Below are 19,267 nucleotides of genomic sequence, written 5' to 3'. Positions count from 1 at the left end.
AGCGGAGTGCGCCGTGTTCCCGGAACATGGCGCACCGGGAAGTTCATCTGTACCGCACTAGCAATGATGCCTTGGGAATGTCGCTCACTCCATAAGACTTGCGTGTGTGTTAGGATTCGCTGTCGAACAGCGAATTGCCTGATATCGCACGCCAAGGAGCGGCCTTTCCATGGAAATTATGAGCCCACGTTTTACTCGCAGGGATTTTACTCGTCTTTGTGCGATGGGGGTTGCATCGCGCTTTGTGCCTACACTTGATGCGCAGGGGAGTGGGCGCAAGACTCGCTATGCGGTGATTGGGCTGGGGCGCATTGCAGGGCACTTTATGCCAGGCGCGCTGGCCAGCACCAACTCTGCGATTACCGGGCTGGTCAGCGGGCATCGCGATAAGGCGGAGCGCATTGCTGCGCAGTACAACGTGCCGGCGAGTTCTATCTATAGCTACGAGAACTTTGACGAGATTGCGCACAATCCTAATATTGATGCGGTTTATGTGGCTCTGCCGAATTCGATGCACGCGGAGTACACGATTCGCGCGGCCAAGGCGGGCAAGCATGTGCTTTGTGAAAAGCCGATGAGCACCAGTGTTGCCGATGCCGAGGCGATGATTGCCGCGTGCAAGGCTGCCAAGGTCAAGCTGATGATTGCGTACCGCTGTCATTATGAGGCGACGAATCTGCGTGCGATTCAGCTTATTCGCGAGGGAAAGCTTGGGCAGGTGCAGGCGATTGAGAGCGCCTTTGGATTCAACATTGCGAAGGGTGAGTGGAGGACCGATAAGAAGCTGGCCGGTGGTGGACCGATTTATGACGTGGGTATTTATTCGCTGAACGCATGCCGCTATTTGACGGGCGAAGAGCCTGAGCATATCTCCGCTTATGTTTCCACGATTGACCATGACGGGCGGTTCGACACGGTTGAGGAGAATACTTCGTGGACGATGCGGTTTCCTTCAGGGATTGTGGCGAGCTGCGCGACTACTTACGGCGCGAATATGGATGGATACTTCAAGGTCTACGGCTCGAAGGGATGGATGCAGGTAGACCAGGCATTCGTCTATGAGGGGCTGCATCTGCATGCGCAGATAGGCAAAGAGACGATTGATGAGCCTAATCCCGCTCGTGACCCCTCGCAGTTTCAGGCTGAGGCGGAGCACTTTTCCCATTGTGTGCAGAACAATCTTGAGCCGCAGAGCCCCGGAGAAGAGGGGCTGCGCGATATGAAGCTCATTGCGGAGATTTACCGTTCGGCGGGTGTATCTGCGTGATGTGATGCGGCTGCGATAAGCTTGGACGGATGCTTACGCAACGTTTTTTGCGGACTCCTTTTCGTGCGTCGTCCTGGGTTATGGGGGCGGTGCTTGTGGCTTTGCTGTGCGGTGTGTCCGTGGCGCAGAGTCCGGTGGAGCGGGCTAAGCTGGCTGCGAGTGCGTTGCAGCGGTGGTACGACCCGCAGAAGGGGCTTTACCAGGCGCCGACGGGGTGGTGGAACTCGGCGAATGCGATTACGGCGCTGGTGGACTACTCGCGGATTACGGGCGACCGGCAGTACTTGAGCGCGGTGAAGAATACTTTCCTCCGGGCGAATGCGGCGTCGAAGGTTCAGGATTTTCTCAATGATTACAACGACGATGAGGGCTGGTGGGCGCTGGCGTGGATTGATGCGTACGACCTGACGCATCGCAAGGAGTATCTGCGGGCGTCGCAGGTGATTTTTGCCGATTTGGAGAAGCAGTGGGAGACGGCGACGTGCGGCGGCGGCATCTGGTGGAGCAAGAATCTGTCGAAAGAGCCGTATAAGAACGCGATTGCGAATGAGCTGTTTCTTGCGGTTGCGGCTTCGCTGGCGAATCGCGTGAAGGACGCGAAACAGCGAGAAGAGTACCTGAGGTGGGCGCGGAAGGAATGGAGCTGGTTTCAGCAGTCGGGGATGAAGAACGCGGACGGGCTGCTGAACGATGGGCTGGATGCGAAGAATCCGGCGGCGTGCGTGAATAACCAGCGGACGACGTGGACGTATAACCAGGGTGTGATCCTGGGTGGGCTGGTGGAGTTGTCGCGGGCGGAACATGATCCGAAGCTGCTGGTGGTGGCTGGGGAGATTGCGCATACGGCGATGGCGCATTTGGCGACGGCGGATGGGGTTTTAGAGGAACCGCCGGGCGGCGGAGGGGATTTGCCGCAGTTTAAGGGCATTTTTATGCGGAACCTGGCGCGGTTGAATGCGGCTGCTCCGGATGCGGCTTACCGGAAGTTTGCCAAAGTGAATGCGGAGAGCATCTGGGAGAAGGACAGGAAGAGCGATCCGGCAGGCGGCGAGCAGCTTGGGAATTTGTGGCAGGGGCCGTTTGACTCGGGGGATGGGACGAGGCAGAGCTCAGCTCTGGATGGGCTGCTGGCGGAGTTGGCGATGGAGAAGCACTGAAGGCTGGTTTCCACAGGAGTGGTGCGGTCAGGCTGCGGGTGGAATTTGTGAAAATCGTGCGACAATGGAGGTAAGTGCGATGACTTCTGCCTCCTCTTCTGTTCTTCCCGAGCCCTGTACAGTGACCCCGGAGCTGCTGGCGCAGCATAGTATTACTCCGGACGAGTATGACCGCATATTTAAAGCGCTTGGCCGCGTTCCTTCGTTGACGGAACTGGGCATTTACAGCGTGATGTGGAGCGAGCATTGCTCGTACAAATCTTCCAAAGTGCATTTGAAGCGGCTGCCTACCAAGAGCGACCGCGTAGTGCAGGGGCCGGGTGAGAATGCCGGCATTATTGACGTGGGCGATGGCTGGGCCTGCGCGTTCAAGATTGAAAGCCATAATCATCCGAGCTACATTGAGCCGCATCAGGGCGCCGCGACCGGCGTGGGCGGCATTTTGCGCGACATTTTTACGATGGGCGCAAGACCGCTGGCGGTGATGGATTCGCTGCGGTTTGGGCCGGTGACGGCTGAACCGGGCACGGAACCGGAGCTCGTAAATAAGAACCACTCGATTGTTGAAGGAGTGGTGGAAGGCGTTGCCAGCTACGGGAATTGCTTTGGCGTTCCGAACCTGGGCGGCGAGACGAAGTTCGAGGCCTGCTATAGCGGCAATCCGCTGGTGAATGCGTTTGCGCTGGGGATGGTCAAGCAGGATGAGATTTTCTATGGCAAGGCCAGCGGTACTGGGAACCCTGTCATTTATGTAGGCGCGAAGACGGGGCGCGATGGAATTCATGGCGCGACGATGGCCAGCGAGGAGTTCCACGAAGGCACGGATGCGAAGCGGCCCAATGTGCAGGTAGGCGATCCATTTATGGAGAAGCTGCTGCTGGAGGCCTGCTTGGAAGCGATGAAGACCGGCGCGATTGTCGGCATCCAGGATATGGGCGCGGCAGGGCTTACCTGCTCGACTTGCGAGATGGGTGCCCGTGGCGGCGTTGGCTTGGATGTGGAGTTGGACCTGATTCCGCAGCGCGAGACGGGGATGAGCTCTTACGAGATTATGCTTTCGGAAAGCCAGGAGCGGATGCTGCTGGTGGCGGAGAGCGGTCGTGAGAAGGAAGTGCTCGATGTGTTTGCGAAGTGGGGGCTGGATGCCACGGTTTGCGGCACGGTAGAGGCTGAGCCACGGTTGCGGATTCGGCATCATGGCGTGCTGGTGGCGGATATTCCGAATGAGTCGCTGACGGATGATGCGCCGCTCTATCACCGGCCTGTGGGTGTGTGGAAGTCGCCGCTGCCGGTGCAGCCGAGCGAGGCAGTGCTGGATGCGATGTCGGAAGATCGCGATTACACAGCGGATTTGAAGAAGCTGCTGGCGAGCGCGAATGTTTGCGACAAGCGCTGGGTGTTTGAGCAGTACGACACGATGGTGCAGACGAACACTGTGCAGGGGCCGGGCGGTGAAGCCGGCGTGATGCGCATTAAGGGCACCGGGACGCCGGGGCATGAGCGCGGGTTGGCGATGGCGCTGGATGGCAATGGGCGGTGGTGCTACCTGGACCCGAAGTTGGGCGCGCAGCACGCGGTTGCGGAGGCTGCTCGCAAGGTGGCGCTGACGGGCGCGGAGCCTGTTGCGGCTACGAATTGCTTGAACTTTGGCAATCCCGAAAAGCCGGAGATTATGGCGCAGCTTTCGGCGGCGATTGATGGCATTGCCGAGGCTTGCACGGTTCTGGGCACGCCGATTACGGGCGGGAATGTTTCGCTGTACAACGAGACCAAGGGCGAGGGGATTTATCCGACGCCGGTGTTGGGAATTGTTGGCATCCTGGATGATGTGACGGGCGCTGTTCCGGCGGACTTTATTGGCGAGGGCGATGCGATTGTGTTGCTTTGGCCGATTCCGCGGGGCGAGGAGCCGAATCCGGATTTGAAGGTGCCGTTTACGCCGGAGCCGATGCGATATCCCGTGGTGGAGACCGAGGCTGCGGCTGTGGCGGACGTTGATGTCGAGGAGCCTGAGGCTACAGCGACGGCGGAGTTGAAGGCGTTTGGCTCGTCGGAGTACGCGAAGGTGGTGCTGGGCGGGGTTTGGGGTACGCCTCCGCCGCTGGACCTTGAAGCCGAGGCGGATTTGCATACGCTGTTGCAGGCGCTGGCGGAGCAAGGGTTGGTGCAGTCGGCGAAGGACATTTCGGATGGCGGCATTGCTGTGGCGCTGGCGGAGAGTGCGGTTCGCTCGGGTGTGGGCGCGGTGGTGAACCAGGATGAGTCGCTGCTGGTGCATCCGCTGTTTGGGTTGTTTGCAGAACCGGCTTCGACGGTGCTTGTGACGGCGGTGGCGAAGGACCTGGAAGCGATTGACGAACTGGCGAAGGAGTATGGCTTCTTTGCGGCGCGGATTGGCTCGACGGGCGGAGATAAGTTGGAGATCAGCGTGGAGAAGCAGCCGTTTATTTCGGCAACGCTGGATGAGTTGAAGCAGCCTTGGTCAGCGGCGCTTGAGGCCGCACTTCATAGTGAGGTGACGGCATGAGCCGGTTGATGTATCAGGGCGTTCCGGGCGTGGAAGATACTTTAGTATCCACTTCACTTTCCGCGATGGATGATTTACGGGCCATGGAAGAAGACCCGAAGCTGCGTGAGGAGTGCGGGGTTTGTGCGATTCATGGGCATCCCGATGCGGCGCGGCAGGCTTACCTGGCGCTGTATGCGCTGCAGCATCGCGGGCAGGAGTCGGGCGGGATTGCTACGGCCGACGGGCATCAGTTGGCGAATATCAAGGGCATGGGGCTGATCTCGGAGATTTTTACCGATGATGTGCTGCAGAAGCTGCCAGGCTCGATGGCGATTGGGCATACGCGCTACTCGACGACGGGCGACTCGGCACTGCTGAATGCGCAGCCGATTCGCGTGGAGTCGACGAAGGGGCTGATTGCGATTGCGCATAACGGGAACCTGGTGAACCTGGGTACGGTGCGGTCACGGCTGGAACGGTCAGGCGCAATCTTTCAGACGACTTCGGATTCGGAGATCATCATTCAATTGATTGCGCATTCGAAGGCGGGGACGCTGGTGGATGCGATTGCGGATTCGCTTTCGCAGGTAGAAGGCGCGTTTTCGATTGTGATGATGACGCGGGACCGCGTGTTTGCGGCGAGGGACCCGCGCGGGTTTCGGCCTCTGTCGATGGGGCGGATTAAGAATCCAGATGGGCCGGATACGATTGTTTTTGCATCCGAGACTTGCGCGTTTGACCTGCTGCGTGCCGAGTATGAGCGCGATGTGCTGCCGGGCGAGCTAGTGATGGTGACGCAGGATGGCGTGACGAGCCGGCAGTTTGCAACGGGCGTGCCGCGGACGAGCTGCATTTTTGAGCATGTTTACTTTGCGCGGCCGGACTCGCGGATTTTCGGGCGCTGGGTGCAGGAGAGCCGTGACCAGATGGGACGGCAACTGGCGCGGGAGTCGGGTGTACCGGCGGATGTGATTGTGCCGGTACCGGACTCGGGCGTAACGGCGGCGCTTGGTTACGCGGAAGAGAGCGGGATTCGGTTCCGGATGGGGCTGATTCGCAACCACTACGTGGGGCGGACGTTTATTGAGCCGGAGCAGCGGGTGCGGGACTTTGGCGTGAAGCTGAAGCTGAACCCGGTACGGAATCTGCTTGAAGGCAAGCGTGTGATCCTGATTGACGACTCGATTATTCGCGGGACTACTTCGCGGAAGATTGTGCGCATGGTGCGCGGGGCGGGCGCGAAGGAAGTGCATTTGCGCATTAGCTGTCCGCCTACGGTTTCGCCGTGTTTCTATGGCGTGGATACGCCGAGCAAGCGGGATTTGATTGCGGCGAATCAGTCGGTTGAGGAGATTTGCCGGTATATCGAGGCTGATTCTCTGGCGTATCTCTCGCTGGATGGGATGCTGAAGTGCTGCGGCGGCGAGGAACTGGGATTCTGCACGGCCTGCTTTACGGGGAAGTATCCGACGGAGTGGGTGGATGTGGATGAGATTCTGCCTGCGGCGGCTAGTGTTTAGAGCGGAACCACGGTCACTTCTTTTAAATTTGCGGAAGGTGGATTTTTCTTCAGGAAAAATCCACCTTTTGTTTTTGCTGCGGTTATTCTTCCGAAGGATTGAAGACCGGTATTGGAAGGCCACGTACGTCGCGGGTGTTGCATGTTATCAGCGGGAGGTTGTGATGCGCGGCGGTGGCGGCGAACAGCGTGTCCACTACGGGACGGCTTCGGTCTGCGGACCACTTGCCCCATAGGTGGGCTATCGAGAGATTTACGCCGAGGATATTTTGGTGGTACTTCTCTTCTGTTGCTGCAACCCATCCTCTCAACCGCTGTGCTTCTACGGGATCTTTTCGCCGCTTCTTTTCGACGCCTTCGAGCAATTCGCCGATAGTCAGCACGCTGATAAAGACTGAAGCTGGAGTGAGCGGTTGGAGAAAGGCCATCACATTCGGATTGGCTCTTTTCTTTCGTGTTTCACTGAGTACGTTTGTGTCGAGCAGATAAGCGACCGATGCGCTCAAAGGTTAATCCTCCGGCCCCTGTCCTTGCTGCGCCGGACTTTGAAGTTGTCTACCTTGGGCCCGCTTAGCAGATGCTCGATGAAGTTGAGTTCAGCTTTGGGCTCGGGTTCTGTGAGCTTGCGGTACTCGTCGATGGAGAGAACGACGGCGCGCTCGGAGTCATGGCGTGTGATGATCTGAGGCCCTGAGTGTTCTGCTTCTTCCAGCAACTCGCTGAAGCGGGATTTTGCTTCCTGTACCTGCCAGCTAGCCATTGGACGCCTCCTGAATCTGACCAGAATTATAGTCAGAATCGGCAATAACGGCGGGTTTGCGGCGGAGGCTGCGTGAGAGCAGGAAGATCATAGCTGCAGCGCAGAGGCTGGAGAGGACGAGGCCGCGCAGACCTACGCGGTAGTCGCCGGTTTTGTCTTTCATTACGCCCATCCACCAGGGGGCCAGGAGGCCGCTGAACATCGTAATCATGTTCATGGTGGCGATTCCGGCGGCGGCGGCGCGGCCGGCCAGGAATTGCATGGGCACGGCGAGCGAAGGGCCCTGCAGTGAGTTGTAGAAGATGAAGCCGATGCCGAGCGGGAGAACGACGGTCCATAGGCCGTGGCCGTAGCTGGCGATGAGATAGCTGAGGCCGGTGATGAGCGCGGGGATGATGACGTGGAAGGTGCGCTCGCCGGTGCGGTCAGAGCTGGCGGCTCCGAGGAGCATGGAGACGGCTCCGGCGAGGCCGAAGATTGCGATGAGATAGCCGACTTTTGCGACGCTCCAGCCGGTGGCGGCCTGCAGGATGGCTGGTGCGGAGAAGCCGTAGCCGTAGTTGCAGACGAGCAGGAAGAACATGACGAGGCCCATCATCCAGACTTTGGGGGAGAGAAGGGCTTCGAGGATTCCGGCTTCGTGGTTGAGATGGGCTTCGGCCCCTTCGGCTTGCAGGGTGCGGGTGAGCCAGTTTTTCTCGTCTTGTGTGAGCCAGGAGACTTTGGCGGGACTGTCGGGCAGGCCCCAGAGCAGGACGAGACTGAAGAGGGCGGAGGGGATTCCCTCGACAAGGAAGAGCCATTGCCACCCGGCGAGGCCGAGTTTGCCGTTGAGGCTGAGGAGCCATCCGGCAAGGGAGCCCATGACCGTGGAGCTGAGAGGGAGGGCGATGTAAAAGCGGCTGACGGCGCGGGCTCGCATGCGGACGGGGAACCAGAGGGTGAGGTAATAAATGACACCGGGGAAGAAGCCTGCTTCTGCCATGCCGAGCAGGAAGCGGAGGATGTAGAACTCAAGCGGGGTGCGGACGAAGAGCATGGCGGCGGCGAGAAGACCCCAGGTGAACATGATGCGGGCAAGCCAGCGCTTGGCTCCGTAGCGCATGAGGAGCAGGTTGGACGGGACTTCGCAGAGCGCATAGCCGAGAAAGAAGAGGCCCGCGCCGAGTCCATAGACTGTTGCGCTGAAGTTGAGGGCGTGGTTCATTTGCAGCGAGGCGAAGCTGATGTTGATGCGGTCCATGTAGGCGAGGCCATAGCCGATGCCGAGGAGCGGGATGAGACGCAGGGCGGCTTTGCGCTGCGCGGAGGCGGCGAGGGCGGAGTCATCCGGAAGAGACGGATGTGCGGGCTGGTAAGGAGTTGCCAGAAGCTCACCTCAAATTTGTGCGGATGGGACGGCGGGGTAAGGCGAATGTACCACAAAGCCGATTTTGTCTGTGATGAAAACACTTGACCGCCAACCCCTCCCCCTGTGGTAGCATCCCTTTCTTAATAAAGCCGCGCTGGTTTGTGTTGCGAATGACGGCTGGCGTGCTGCGGAGGGTTTTCCGCATGGATGATGAGGGAGATACGAGACCCGGCAAGCGGGTTTCTCAATTCGGCTCGTTTGACGCCCCTCTGGACGCCCGGTTTAATCCCTGCCTTTTGGTTCTTCTACGCATTCCATCTGTCATGTCCAGAAAAAACTGCTTCAGGGGAATATTGCCATGAAAAGTTACCAGGGAAATGAGATTCGCAATGTGGCGGTTGTAGGCCACTCGCATAGCGGAAAGACTACGTTGATTGCGGCGCTGCTGCATGCGGCGCATATGACGACGCAGCAGGGGCGCGTGCAGAACGGCTCGGCGGCGACGGCGTATGACGAGGAAGAAGTGGCGCGCAGCATCACGATGCAGAATGCGGTGGCGTTTGCGGAGTGGCAGGGCGTGAAGGTCAACCTTGTGGATACGCCGGGGTTCCATATCTTTTGCCACGAAGCGCGTGCGGCGCTGTTGCCGGTGGAGTGCGCGGCGGTTGTCGTTAATGCGCAGAATGGCGTGGAGGCGGTCACCGAGCGCGTGTGGCGGTACGCGGAGGAGGCGAATATTCCGCGTGTGGTGGTGGTGAACCAGATGGACCATCCGAAGGCGGGCGGCAATGGCGGGCTGAATGCGCTGATGGAGGATTTGCACGAGCGCTGGGGACGGAGTTGCGTGCCGGTGCAGTTGCCGATTGTAGATGCACAGGGATTCCAGGGCGTGGTGGATTTGGTCACGATGGAGGCCTTTTATTACACGCCGAATGGGGATGGGAGCGGCAAGATTGGGGAGATTCCCGCGGCGCTGGTGCATCCCGCGAAAGAGGCGCACGAGGCGCTTGTGGAACTGGTTGCCGAGGGAAAAGATGAATTGATGGAGGAGTTTTTCGCAGAAGGGACGATTCCGGAGCAGCATCTGATTACGGCGCTGCATGAGGCGATTCGCGAGGACCGGATTTTCCCCGTGTTGTTTGTGAGCGGGGAGACGAATGTGGCCTGTGATCATCTGCTGGACTTCTTCAAGGTGTATGCGCCGGCTCCGGTGGAGCGGGCTCCGTTTGCGGTGCATGCGCCAGCGGTGATTGTGGCGGCAGTACAGACGCAGGTGAATGGGAATGGCGGCGTGGCGGTTGCGAATGGGAATGGTCATGGTGGAACAACTGCGGCAGACGCGGGGCCTGGGTCGGCGGCGCTGGGTGGGATTGGGTTTCGTCCGGTTGCGGATTTGGAACCCGCGGCGGTGGTTGTGTTCAAAACGATGACGGACCCGTTCGCGGGGCGGATTTCGTTCTTCAAGGTGGTGAGCGGAGTGGTGAAGAACGATGCGGTGCTGGAGAACTATACGCGGCGGGGGCAGGAGAAGCTTTCGCACCTGAGCGTGATGCAGGGGCGGAAGAACGTTGAGGTTGCTGAGCTGCATGCGGGGGATTTGGGCGCGGTAGCCAAGCTGCGCGATACGCTGACGGGCGACATGCTGGGGCAGAAGGGCGCGGAGATTCAAGTTGACTTGTATCCGCTTCCGGAGCCGGCGATGACGTATGCGATTGAGCCGAAGACGCGGGCGGATGAGGACAAGCTGGCTCCGGCGATTCACAAGCTGATGGAAGAGGATTTGCTGATTCGGTTTTATCGCGATCCGCAGACGACGGAGTTTTTGATTGCAGGAGCGGGGCAGCCGCATATTGAGGCGATTGTTTCGCGGTTGAAGAAGCGGTATCACGCGGAGGTGACGCTGAAGGCTCCGAAGGTGCCTTACCGGGAGACGATTCGCGGCAAGGCCGAGGCGCAGGGGCGGCATAAGAAGCAGACCGGTGGGCATGGGCAGTTTGGCGATTGCAAGGTGAGGATTGAGCCGCTGCCGCGCGGGTCGGGCTTTGAGTTTGCGAGCGAGATTTTTGGCGGGGCGATTCCGCGGCAGTTTGTTCCGGCTGTTGAGAAGGGGATTCTGGAGTCGGCTTCGCGGGGATTTCTGGCGGGGTATCCGGTGGTGGATTTCAAGGCCACCGTTTATGACGGCAGTTATCACGAGGTGGACTCCAATGAAATGTCGTTCAAAATTGCGGGGCGGATGGCGTTTAAGAACTGCATGGCGCAGGCCAAGGCGTGTTTGCTGGAGCCGATTATGAAAGTGGAGATTGAGGCTCCAGAGACGTTTGCGGGGGCGCTGATGGGGGATTTGAACGGGAGGCGCGGACGCGTGCAGGGGATGGAGGCGCGGGGGCGGAATACGGTCATCAACGCTGAGGTGCCGATGGCGGAGATGCTTTCGTATGGTGTGCAATTAACCGCGATGACGCAGGGGAAGGGAAGCTACCGGATGGAGTTTGACCACTATGATGTGGTTCCGCAGGCGGTGGCGGAAAAGATTCTGGCGAATGCTAAGAGGCCGGTGGAGGATGAGGAGGAATAGCCACAAGTGGACTTACCCGGTAAGTTGGGCGTTTCCAAGGGACTGTTTGCGGCTGAGACGCCAGAAATCCTCCAAATTTCTTTAAGCGATTCAGAATCCGGCAGGGCGGCTTAGACATCTGAGAGAATGATGGTTGTGAGCCTGACTGTTCCTTCTTTTGCCCGGCGATTGGGGGCTTTTGCTGTCGTTGCGGCGGCCTGCGCTGCGCCTGCGGTTTGGGCGCAGTCGAATCCCTCTTCTTCTCAGAGTCCGTTTTATGGCAGCGTGACGGCGCAGCCGATTACGGATGAGACGCTGCGGCTGTCGTTGGATGACGCGGTGCGGCGCGGGTTGGATAACAACCTGGGGCTGAAAGAGGCGGAGAACGACGAGAAGAACCTGCATGGGCAGTTCAACCAGGCTCTGCAGCAGTTTTTGCCGACAATTTCTCTGACAGGCGACACGGGCTACCACATGTACAACCTGGCGGCGCAAGGTTTTACGCCGAGCCTGCTTACGGAGTTTATTCCGATTCTGCCGCCGGGGACGAGTTTTTCGGGGCTGTCGTTTATTACGCGGGCGGAAGTGACGGAAGGGCAGATTCACTACGACCAGACGCTGTTTTCCGGGCCGGTGATTGCGGGATACAAGGCTGCCGGAGCGGGAACGCGGGCGGCGTATTATGCCAAGATGCGGGCTCGCGGCGAGGTGGTGCAGCAGGTGGCGACGGCTTATCTGCGAGCGATTGCGGCGGCGAGCGAAGTGGAAGACGCGAAGGCTCAGGAGCAGGCGGATCTGGTTGCGTATAACCATGCGCACGAGCAACATTTGGCGGGTACGGAAGCCAACCTCGACGAGCTGCGGGCGCGGGTGCAGTACCAGACGCAGCAGCAGGCTACGATTGCGGCGGAGAATACGTTTGAGAAGAATTTGATCCTGCTGAAGCGCGAGATTGGCGTGGCGCCGGGGCAGAAGGTTGAGCTGTCGGATCGTGCGCCCTACAGCGAGCTTGCGGCGCAGACGCCGGAGGAGCTTCGGGCGATTGCTTACAAGAGCCGGCAGGATTATCAGAACCTCATCAACCAGGTGCAGGAGCTGAAGGCGGTGCACCAGGCGTATCGCGCGCAGCGGCTGCCTACGCTGAGCTTTCATGGGAACTATGGCGTGACGGAAGTGACGAGCATTGGTTCGCATGGAACGTTTGCAGCATTTGGCGAGTTGAAGTTTCCCATCTTCCGCGAGGCGGGATTGCGCGGCGATATTGATGCTTCCAAGGCGCAGTGGAATGCGGCGGAAGACCAGTTGAATGATTTGCATGTGCAGATTGACCGGCAGATTCGCACGGCGCTGCTAGATCTGGAAGCGAACCGGAAGCTGGTGGATGTGGCGAAGTCGAATGTAGAGCTGGCGACGCATGAACTGAGCGATGAGACGGAGCGCGTGAACGCGGGTGTGGATGACACGCTGCCACTCGTGACGGCGCAGGCTTCGCTGGCCTCGGCGCAGAATAATTTTGTCGAGAGCTTGTATCAGTACAACATTTCCAAGCTGCAACTGGCGCGGTCGGTGGGTGTGCTGGAGCTGCAGTATCGGGATTACCTGGGCCGCTGAAATCGGAGCGGTTTGAAAACTTTCTTCAGGGGCTAAAGCCAATTGTGTTTTTCGTTCCTTAATGGCACGGCTGGCGCTGCGCCCTTTCAAAATAAGCTGACATTTCCAAAAACAACGCAATCTTTCAAAACAGTTTTATATTGATTCACTTGCGCTTTCATCATTGCAGCGAGTACACCTTGTAAGCTGAAGTTCAAGAGGAGCGTCATCTTCCCCAATGGCCAGCACACTTACTGTTCAATATTTTGTCGAGCCGGATCCGGCAGCGTTGGCGCGGCGCGCGGCGCAATACTTTGTTGAGAAGGTTCAGGAAGCGGTAGCGGCGCGCGGTCTTGCGCGCATTGCAATCAGCGGCGGCAATACGCCGAAGGATGCCTTTGCCCTGCTTGCTGATCCGAAAGAGCCTTTTCTTGCGGCGATGCCGTGGGAGAAGCTGCAGCTTTACTGGGTGGATGAGCGCACGGTTCCGCCGACGCATGAGGAAAGCAATTTCCGCATGACGAATGAGGCGTTGCTGTCGCATGTGCCGCTGAAGGCGGAGCAGGTTCACCGCATTGAGGGTGAGTTGGAGCCGGAGGTAGCGGCGGCGCGGTATGAGTCGGAGCTGCGGAACAGCTTCAAGCTGGAAGGCGCGGAGACTCCCACCTTTGATTTGATTGCGCTGGGCATGGGCGATGATGGGCACACGGCTTCGTTGTTTCCACATACCGAAGCGATTCACGAGATGGGCAAGCTGGTGGTTGCCAACAAGGTTCCGCAAAAGGACACGTGGCGCGTGACGCTGACGTGGCCGGTGATTAACCAGGCGCGCAGCGTGTTCTTCCTGATTGAAGGGGAGAACAAGGCAGAGCGGTTGAAGGAAGTGTTTCTGGGGCCGCGGGATGTGGAGACTTTGCCGAGTCAACTGATCTGGCCCTCAAGCGGTATACTCACTTTGCTTTTAGATAAGGCTGCCGCGGCGTTGCTTCCCGCATTGGATGCGGATGGCCGTGGAGCACTGGAGAAGACACGATGATTCTTGCCGGTGATGTGGGCGGCACTAAAGTAAGCCTTCTGTTGTATGACTTTGTGAACGGTCAATTGACGGCGGTTCGCGAAGAGAAGTATCCGGCAAAGGAATACTCGGGGCTGGAAGAGGTTGTAAAGGAGTTTGTAGCCGCCGATACGGTGACGGCAGCGTGTTTTGGCGTGCCGGGACCGGTTCGGGATGGGAAGCTGCGGCTAACGAATCTGCCGTGGACGCTGGACAGCCGCGAGCTGCAGGCGCACCTGGGAATTCCGCATGTGTTTCTCATCAATGACCTGGAAGCAAATGGGTATGGCATTGCGGAGTTGAAGGCGGACCAGGTCTTTACGCTTTCAGAAGGCGACCCGAGCCAGATTGGTAACCGCGCATTGATTGCGGCTGGTACGGGGTTGGGCGAAGGGCTGCTGACGTGGAATGGCCGGCAGCATGTTCCGTATCCGTCAGAAGGCGGGCATGCGGACTATGCACCTCGCAATGAAGACGAGATTGACCTGCTGCGCTATCTGAAGCAGAAGTACAACGGGCGCATTAGCTGGGAGCGCGTGGTGAGCGGCTTAGGTATGCCGAATATCTTTGAGTTTTTGCGCGATGTGCGCGGGCTTGAGGTTCCGGCGTGGCTTGCGGAGCAGATTTCCGAGGGCTCGGACCCGAATGCCGTGATTGTAGGCAATGCGCTGGCGGCGAAGAGCGAGATCTGCGAGAAGACGCTGGATATGTTTGTTTCCGCGTATGGCGCGGAGGCCGGCAACCTGGCGCTGAAGATTCTTTCGGTGGGCGGGCTTTATATTGGCGGCGGCATTGCGCCGAGGATTCTTGAGAAGCTGAAGGACGGCACGTTCATCAAGTCCTTTACGGACAAGGGGCGGTTGAGCCAACTGCTTATCAATATGCCGGTACGGGTGATTCTGGAACCGCGTGCGGCGCTGCTGGGCGCGGCTGCTTATGCTGAGGCACGTGCGGCGGAGATTAGCGGGGTTTCGCCGAGGGCTGCTTCACTGGGCCGTTAGTCATTGCATGGAGCCGCCACGAAGTCTTTGTGGTGCTCCCGTTGGACGCAAGCAGAATTTGTATAAAACGCCCTGGGCTTTGGCCTGGGGCGTTTTGTTTTTAGTGGCGCAAGGCAGTTCGGACGGTGCCGATGGTGCCGTGGTAGAAGTACTGGCCGAGGCCGATGGTGAAGAGCCAGCAGCCGTAGAGAGCGTGCTCAAAGCTGGAGGTGGCCAGCGAGCCGGTTTCCGCATAGCGCGAGGCGAAGAACAGGCCCCCGGCGAAGGTGAGCGCGACGGCGAGCCAGTTGCGGAAGATGAGGTGCATGAAGGCGAAGGCTGCTGCGCTGGCGACGATCATGGCCCAGTGCGAGGGGAAGAGTGTGCGGTAGCGCTCGAAGAAGAAGGCGCGATAGATGAGGCCTTGCGGGTAGACGGAGAGGATGGGGTAGGCAATCATGACGATTGCCCAGAAGCCGGGGTTGTTGCGGACGAAGTTCCATTCGAGGTTGGGCGCAAATTGATGTACGCCTAGCCAGAGAAGGAAGGCCGATGCCGCGAAGATGGCGAGGATGATGGCGACATGGCTGGGGAGTGTGCCGATGTTCCAGAGCTGTGCCCGGTTGAAGTGCGTGTCGCGGAGGAGCTGGATATAGGCGTAGATTGCAACGGCCCATAAGGCCGGTAGTGCGGGGATGCGTACCGGCGCGAAGCGGTAGGCGAGCGGCAGGGCTACGAAGAGTACAGCGAATTCGCAAAGCAGGGCAAGGCGAGGCATTGCGGAAAGGCTAGCATGAGCGCGCTCGATGGAAAATGAACGGCGAATTGCGGCTATGCTGGATGGAATGAACTTTGCGCACACGATTGGGAGTGTCCGGTACGGGTTTGCGGATTTGCGCGAGCTAATGGCCAAGGCTACGCCGGAGCGGAGCGGCGATGTGCTGGCCGGTGTGGCGGCGCGGAGTGCGGAGGAGCGCGTGGCGGCGCAGTGCGCGCTGGCGGATCTTCCGCTGGTGCGGTTTTTGAATGAAGCGCTGGTGCCGTATGAGGCGGACGAGGTTACGCGGCTGATTGTGGATGAGCATGACGTGGAGGCGTTTGCTCCGGTGCGGTCGCTGACGGTGGGTGAGCTGCGGGATTGGCTACTTTCGGATGAGGCCACGGCGGAGCGGCTGGCTGCGCTTGCTGCGGGGCTGACGCCGGAGATGGCTGCGGCGGTGAGCAAGCTGATGCGTGTGCAGGATTTGATAGCGGCGGCGGCGAAGATTCGCGTGGTGACGCGGTTTCGCACGACGGTTGGATTGCCGGGGCGGTTGAGTGCGCGGTTGCAGCCGAATCATCCGACGGATGATGCGGCGGGGATTGCAGCTTCGATGCTGGATGGGCTGCTGCTTGGGTCGGGCGATGCGGTGATTGGGATTAATCCGGCTGGCGACTCGGCGGAGATTACGGCGCAACTGTTAAGGCTGATGGATGCGGTGCGGGAGCGGTTTGGGATTCCCGTGCAGAGCTGCGTGCTGGCGCATGTGACGACGCAGATGAAGGCGCTGGAGATGGGCGCGCCGGTGGACCTGGTTTTTCAGTCGATTGCGGGAACAGAGGCGGCGAACCGGAGTTTTGGGGTTTCGCTGGCGTTGCTCAATGAGGCGAATGAGGCAGGGCTCGCGTTGAAGAGAGGCACGGTTGGGCAGAACGTGATGTATTTCGAGACGGGGCAGGGCTCGGCGTTGTCGGCGAATGCTCACTATGGGGTTGACCAGCAGACGCTGGAGGCGCGGGCTTATGCGGTGGCGCGGAAGTTTTCGCCGATGCTGGTGAATACGGTGGTGGGCTTCATTGGGCCGGAGTATTTGTATAACGGCAAGCAGATTACGCGGGCGGGTTTGGAAGACCATTTTTGCGGGAAGCTGCTGGGGCTGCCGATGGGATGTGATGTTTGCTATACGAATCACGCGGAGGCGGACCAGGACGATATGGATTCGCTGCTGACACTGCTGGGAACGGCGGGCGTGAACTACATCATGGGCGTGCCGGGCGCGGATGACGTGATGCTGAATTACCAGAGCACTAGCTTTCATGATGCGCTGTATGTGAGGAAGGTGCTGGGGTTGAAGCCGGCGCCGGAGTTTGAAGCGTGGCTTGCGGGGGATGAGTTTGAGAGGCTTGTGCTGGAGGCGGGTCGTCTCGACTCAAACGGACTGGAAAGGCTGCTTACGGCATGAGTGACGCTCTTACAATTGCGGCGAAGCTGCGGGCGTTGACTCCGGCGCGTGTGGGGCTGGGGCGCACGGGGGTGAGCCAGCAGACGCGGGATGTGCTGAGTTTTCAGGCGGCGCATGCGATGGCTCGCGATGCGGTGCATGCGCGGCTGGATGTGGCTGGATTGGCTGCAGAGTTGGAACGCGGGACGCATTGCGATGTGCTGCGGTTACATTCGGCGGCGAGCAATCGTGCGGAGTATTTGCAGCGGCCGGATTTAGGGCGTCGATTGGATGACGCCAGCTGCGCGTTGATTGCGCAGCAGAAATCAGACGGCACGGATGTGGTGATTGTTGTGGTCGATGGGCTCTCTGCTCTTGCTGTGGAGCGGCATGCGGGGCCGCTGCTGGAAGAACTGCTGCCGCGATTGACTGGTTGGAAGATTGGGCCGATTGCGATTGTGGAGCAGGGGCGCGTGGCGGTTGGCGATGAGATTGGCGAAGTGCTGAAGGCGCAGATTGCGGTGGTGCTGATTGGTGAGAGGCCAGGGCTGAGCTCGCCGGATTCGCTGGGCGCTTATGTGACGTGGCTGCCGCGTGTGGGCAAGACGGATGCGGAGCGGGTTTGCATCTCGAATATTCGCGCTGAAGGGTTGCCGGTGGCGCAGGCGGCGGAGCAACTGGAGCGTGTGTTGATAGAAGCCCGGCGGAATCGGTTGACGGGCGTTGCGCCGCGCGAGATTGCGGCGGAGGCTGGGGCGGAATGATTCGATTGCTGCGAGTGACGGCGATTGTGCTGCTGGTGTTGGCGGCGGCGCTTTACCTGGGAGACTGGGCGGTGTTTTTGCTGCGAGGGTCGCCAGTGGACAAGGTTACCGTGAGCTTGTTTGTGAATGCTCCGCTGAAGAACAACAAGATTGAGTCGGATTATCTGGGGCAGGAGCAATGGAGCTGCACGAAGACGTTGTTTCCGTTGCCGCCGTTTGCGAAGGACACGTCGAGCCCTTGCTGGTATTTGCAGAAGCATACGAACCAGGTGACGACGTATTAGGCAGGGACGAAGGACGAGTGACGAAAAGGCGGCTTCGTCCCTCGTTCTTAGTTTTGGGGTTTTGGCGCCATTTTTTGTAGCAGGTCTTCATCGACGGCGTGGGTGAGGTTGTTGGCTTTCTCGAATTCGTCGCGGGCTTCGCCGTTTTTGCCCATGGTTTTGTAGAGGCGGCCCAGGTGCATGTGGAGGCTGATGTCGTTGGGCTGCTGCTTGAGGGCTAGCTGCATTTCATGGAGCGCTTCGTCGTTGCGGCCTTCGTTGGCGGCGAGGATGCCTAAATCGAAGTGCGCGCGCCAGAAGGATGGGTCGGCGGCGAGCGCCTTTTCCAGCAGCGGGCGGGCCTTGTCGGGGTGGTTGAGCTGCAGGTAGGAGTCGCCAAGGTAGAGCATGGCCTGGGCGTGATTGGGGTCGTTCGCCAGTTCGGCTTCCAACTCCGGGACAGCCTCTGCCAGCTTCTTTTGCGTCCAGAGCAGGTAGCCGAGGCCGAAGTGCACATTGGGCTCGTTGGGGTTGGCTTTGACGGCGGCGCGGAACTGGTCGATGGCTCCGCCGCGGTCATGCAACTCGTCGGAGGCTTCGCCGGCGAGCATGTCGGCTTCGGCGGACTCGGCATTGAGAGAGAGGATTTCGTGGTAGGTGTCGAGGACGCACTGGTACTGCTTGGACCAAAGGCAGGCGTGGGCGAGCGTCATGCGCAGTGGGAGGTTTTGCGTGTCGCGCAGCGTGGCTTGCTTGAGCAACGGGACGGCTTCGGCGTATTGCTGCGCGCCATAGTGCGACATGGCAAGCAGGATGGCATAGCGCTGGGCTTCAGGTGAGTTTGCGGGAGCGGTTTTGAGAAGCTGCGCGAAGACGGGAACGGCTTCTTTCATCTCTCCGGCTTTGAAAAGAGCGAGGCCGAGGTTAAGGCGCACGCCTTGCTCGCTGGGGCCGAGTGCGAGGGCTTTGCGGTAAAAGGTGGCGGCGTCCTTGTAGTGCTCCTGATGGCTGGCGATGAGGCCGAGGTGCGCATAGGCTTCGGCGTTGTTTGGGTGCGATTTGAGGATGGCGTGCCAGGCGGCGTCGGCCTGATCGAGGTTGCCTTGCTGCTCGTAGGCTAACGCTGTTTCGCGCTGCGTGGTTTGCGCTTGCGCGGGGGTGAGCAGAAACGGGATTAGTGCGAGAGAGAAGAGCCGTTGCACGCTTGCCTCGATGAGTTCGGGAACCATTTTTGCAGTTATCCCATGCTTTGTGGAAGTGCGGATGAAAGCAACCGCAGATCCTTCCCTCCACAA

Annotated in this window: 16 protein-coding genes; 11 read left to right on the top strand and 5 right to left on the bottom strand. The window is 59.5% G+C overall.

Features of this window, described 5'->3' with window-relative positions; genetic code table 11:
- Nucleotides 1–178: 178 nt before the first annotated feature.
- From AC5S3R_RS07935 to purF, 4 genes are all read left to right on the top strand, one after another.
- A complete protein-coding gene (locus tag AC5S3R_RS07935) occupies nucleotides 179–1,267 on the top strand; it encodes a Gfo/Idh/MocA family protein (protein ID WP_494266481.1) in 1,089 nt (362 codons plus the stop codon).
- Nucleotides 1,268–1,362: 95 nt separating this feature from the next.
- On the top strand, nucleotides 1,363–2,424 hold the full coding sequence (locus AC5S3R_RS07930; RefSeq protein WP_494266480.1) for a glycoside hydrolase family 76 protein: 1,062 nt from the start codon (nucleotides 1,363–1,365) through the stop codon (nucleotides 2,422–2,424).
- 79 nt (nucleotides 2,425–2,503) lie between these two features.
- The gene (gene purL / locus AC5S3R_RS07925) at nucleotides 2,504–4,951 is read left to right on the top strand and encodes a phosphoribosylformylglycinamidine synthase subunit PurL (RefSeq protein WP_494266479.1); all 2,448 of its coding nucleotides are present in this window, start codon (nucleotides 2,504–2,506) and stop codon (nucleotides 4,949–4,951) included.
- Nucleotides 4,948–6,453, top strand: coding sequence for an amidophosphoribosyltransferase (gene purF / locus AC5S3R_RS07920; protein ID WP_494266478.1), 1,506 nt, complete (start codon nucleotides 4,948–4,950; stop codon nucleotides 6,451–6,453). Before purL ends, purF begins: the two co-directional genes overlap by 4 nt.
- An 82-nt stretch (nucleotides 6,454–6,535) precedes the next feature.
- Here the strand turns inward: purF and AC5S3R_RS07915 are convergent, their stop codons facing one another.
- The 3 genes from AC5S3R_RS07915 to AC5S3R_RS07905 are packed head-to-tail and all read right to left on the bottom strand — an operon-like array spanning nucleotide 6,536 to nucleotide 8,581.
- Nucleotides 6,536–6,958: a type II toxin-antitoxin system VapC family toxin gene (locus tag AC5S3R_RS07915; RefSeq protein WP_494266477.1), complete on the bottom strand. Its 423-nt coding sequence runs from the start codon at nucleotides 6,956–6,958 to the stop codon at nucleotides 6,536–6,538.
- The gene (locus AC5S3R_RS07910) at nucleotides 6,955–7,212 is read right to left on the bottom strand and encodes a type II toxin-antitoxin system Phd/YefM family antitoxin (protein WP_494266476.1); all 258 of its coding nucleotides are present in this window, start codon (nucleotides 7,210–7,212) and stop codon (nucleotides 6,955–6,957) included. The genes AC5S3R_RS07915 and AC5S3R_RS07910 overlap by 4 nt, the downstream gene beginning before the upstream one ends.
- The gene (locus tag AC5S3R_RS07905) at nucleotides 7,205–8,581 is read right to left on the bottom strand and encodes an MFS transporter (RefSeq protein ID WP_494266531.1); all 1,377 of its coding nucleotides are present in this window, start codon (nucleotides 8,579–8,581) and stop codon (nucleotides 7,205–7,207) included. Before AC5S3R_RS07905 ends, AC5S3R_RS07910 begins: the two co-directional genes overlap by 8 nt.
- A gap of 340 nt (nucleotides 8,582–8,921) precedes the next feature.
- Here AC5S3R_RS07905 and AC5S3R_RS07900 point away from each other — a divergent pair, with 340 nt between their 5' ends.
- From AC5S3R_RS07900 to glk, 4 genes are all read left to right on the top strand, one after another.
- A complete protein-coding gene (locus AC5S3R_RS07900; RefSeq protein WP_494266475.1) occupies nucleotides 8,922–11,141 on the top strand; it encodes an elongation factor G in 2,220 nt (739 codons plus the stop codon).
- 135 nt (nucleotides 11,142–11,276) lie between these two features.
- Nucleotides 11,277–12,731, top strand: a complete 1,455-nt coding sequence (locus AC5S3R_RS07895) for a TolC family protein (RefSeq protein WP_494266474.1) — start codon at nucleotides 11,277–11,279, stop codon at nucleotides 12,729–12,731.
- 217 nt (nucleotides 12,732–12,948) lie between these two features.
- Complete coding sequence (gene pgl, locus AC5S3R_RS07890) at nucleotides 12,949–13,746, top strand: 6-phosphogluconolactonase (RefSeq protein WP_494266473.1); 798 nt, start codon at nucleotides 12,949–12,951, stop codon at nucleotides 13,744–13,746.
- A complete protein-coding gene (glk, locus tag AC5S3R_RS07885; protein WP_494266472.1) occupies nucleotides 13,743–14,765 on the top strand; it encodes a glucokinase in 1,023 nt (340 codons plus the stop codon). Before pgl ends, glk begins: the two co-directional genes overlap by 4 nt.
- 100 nt (nucleotides 14,766–14,865) lie before the next feature.
- On the opposite strand, the gene AC5S3R_RS07880 is transcribed toward glk, so the two are convergent.
- Nucleotides 14,866–15,522, bottom strand: a complete 657-nt coding sequence (locus AC5S3R_RS07880) for a CPBP family intramembrane glutamic endopeptidase (protein ID WP_494266471.1) — start codon at nucleotides 15,520–15,522, stop codon at nucleotides 14,866–14,868.
- 28 nt (nucleotides 15,523–15,550) lie between these two features.
- Between AC5S3R_RS07880 and AC5S3R_RS07875 the strand changes: the two genes are divergently transcribed.
- From AC5S3R_RS07875 to AC5S3R_RS07865, 3 genes are read left to right on the top strand one after another with little or no spacing between them, the layout of a single operon-like run.
- Nucleotides 15,551–16,966: an ethanolamine ammonia-lyase subunit EutB gene (locus AC5S3R_RS07875; protein ID WP_494266470.1), complete on the top strand. Its 1,416-nt coding sequence runs from the start codon at nucleotides 15,551–15,553 to the stop codon at nucleotides 16,964–16,966.
- A complete protein-coding gene (eutC, locus tag AC5S3R_RS07870; RefSeq protein WP_494266469.1) occupies nucleotides 16,963–17,709 on the top strand; it encodes an ethanolamine ammonia-lyase subunit EutC in 747 nt (248 codons plus the stop codon). Before AC5S3R_RS07875 ends, eutC begins: the two co-directional genes overlap by 4 nt.
- Nucleotides 17,706–17,993 carry a hypothetical protein gene (locus tag AC5S3R_RS07865; RefSeq protein WP_494266468.1) on the top strand — a complete coding sequence of 96 codons (288 nt, stop codon included), beginning with the start codon at nucleotides 17,706–17,708 and terminating at the stop codon, nucleotides 17,991–17,993. The genes eutC and AC5S3R_RS07865 overlap by 4 nt, the downstream gene beginning before the upstream one ends.
- Nucleotides 17,994–18,040: 47 nt before the next feature.
- Here AC5S3R_RS07865 and AC5S3R_RS07860 read toward each other — a convergent pair whose 3' ends face one another.
- Nucleotides 18,041–19,201 carry a tetratricopeptide repeat protein gene (locus AC5S3R_RS07860; protein WP_494266467.1) on the bottom strand — a complete coding sequence of 387 codons (1,161 nt, stop codon included), beginning with the start codon at nucleotides 19,199–19,201 and terminating at the stop codon, nucleotides 18,041–18,043.
- Nucleotides 19,202–19,267 lie beyond the last annotated feature (66 nt).

This window comes from Occallatibacter sp. FHG110214_02 (assembly GCF_059115385.1).
Note: the sequence above shows the minus strand (reverse complement) of the source record. Positions and strands in the feature narration are given on the sequence as shown.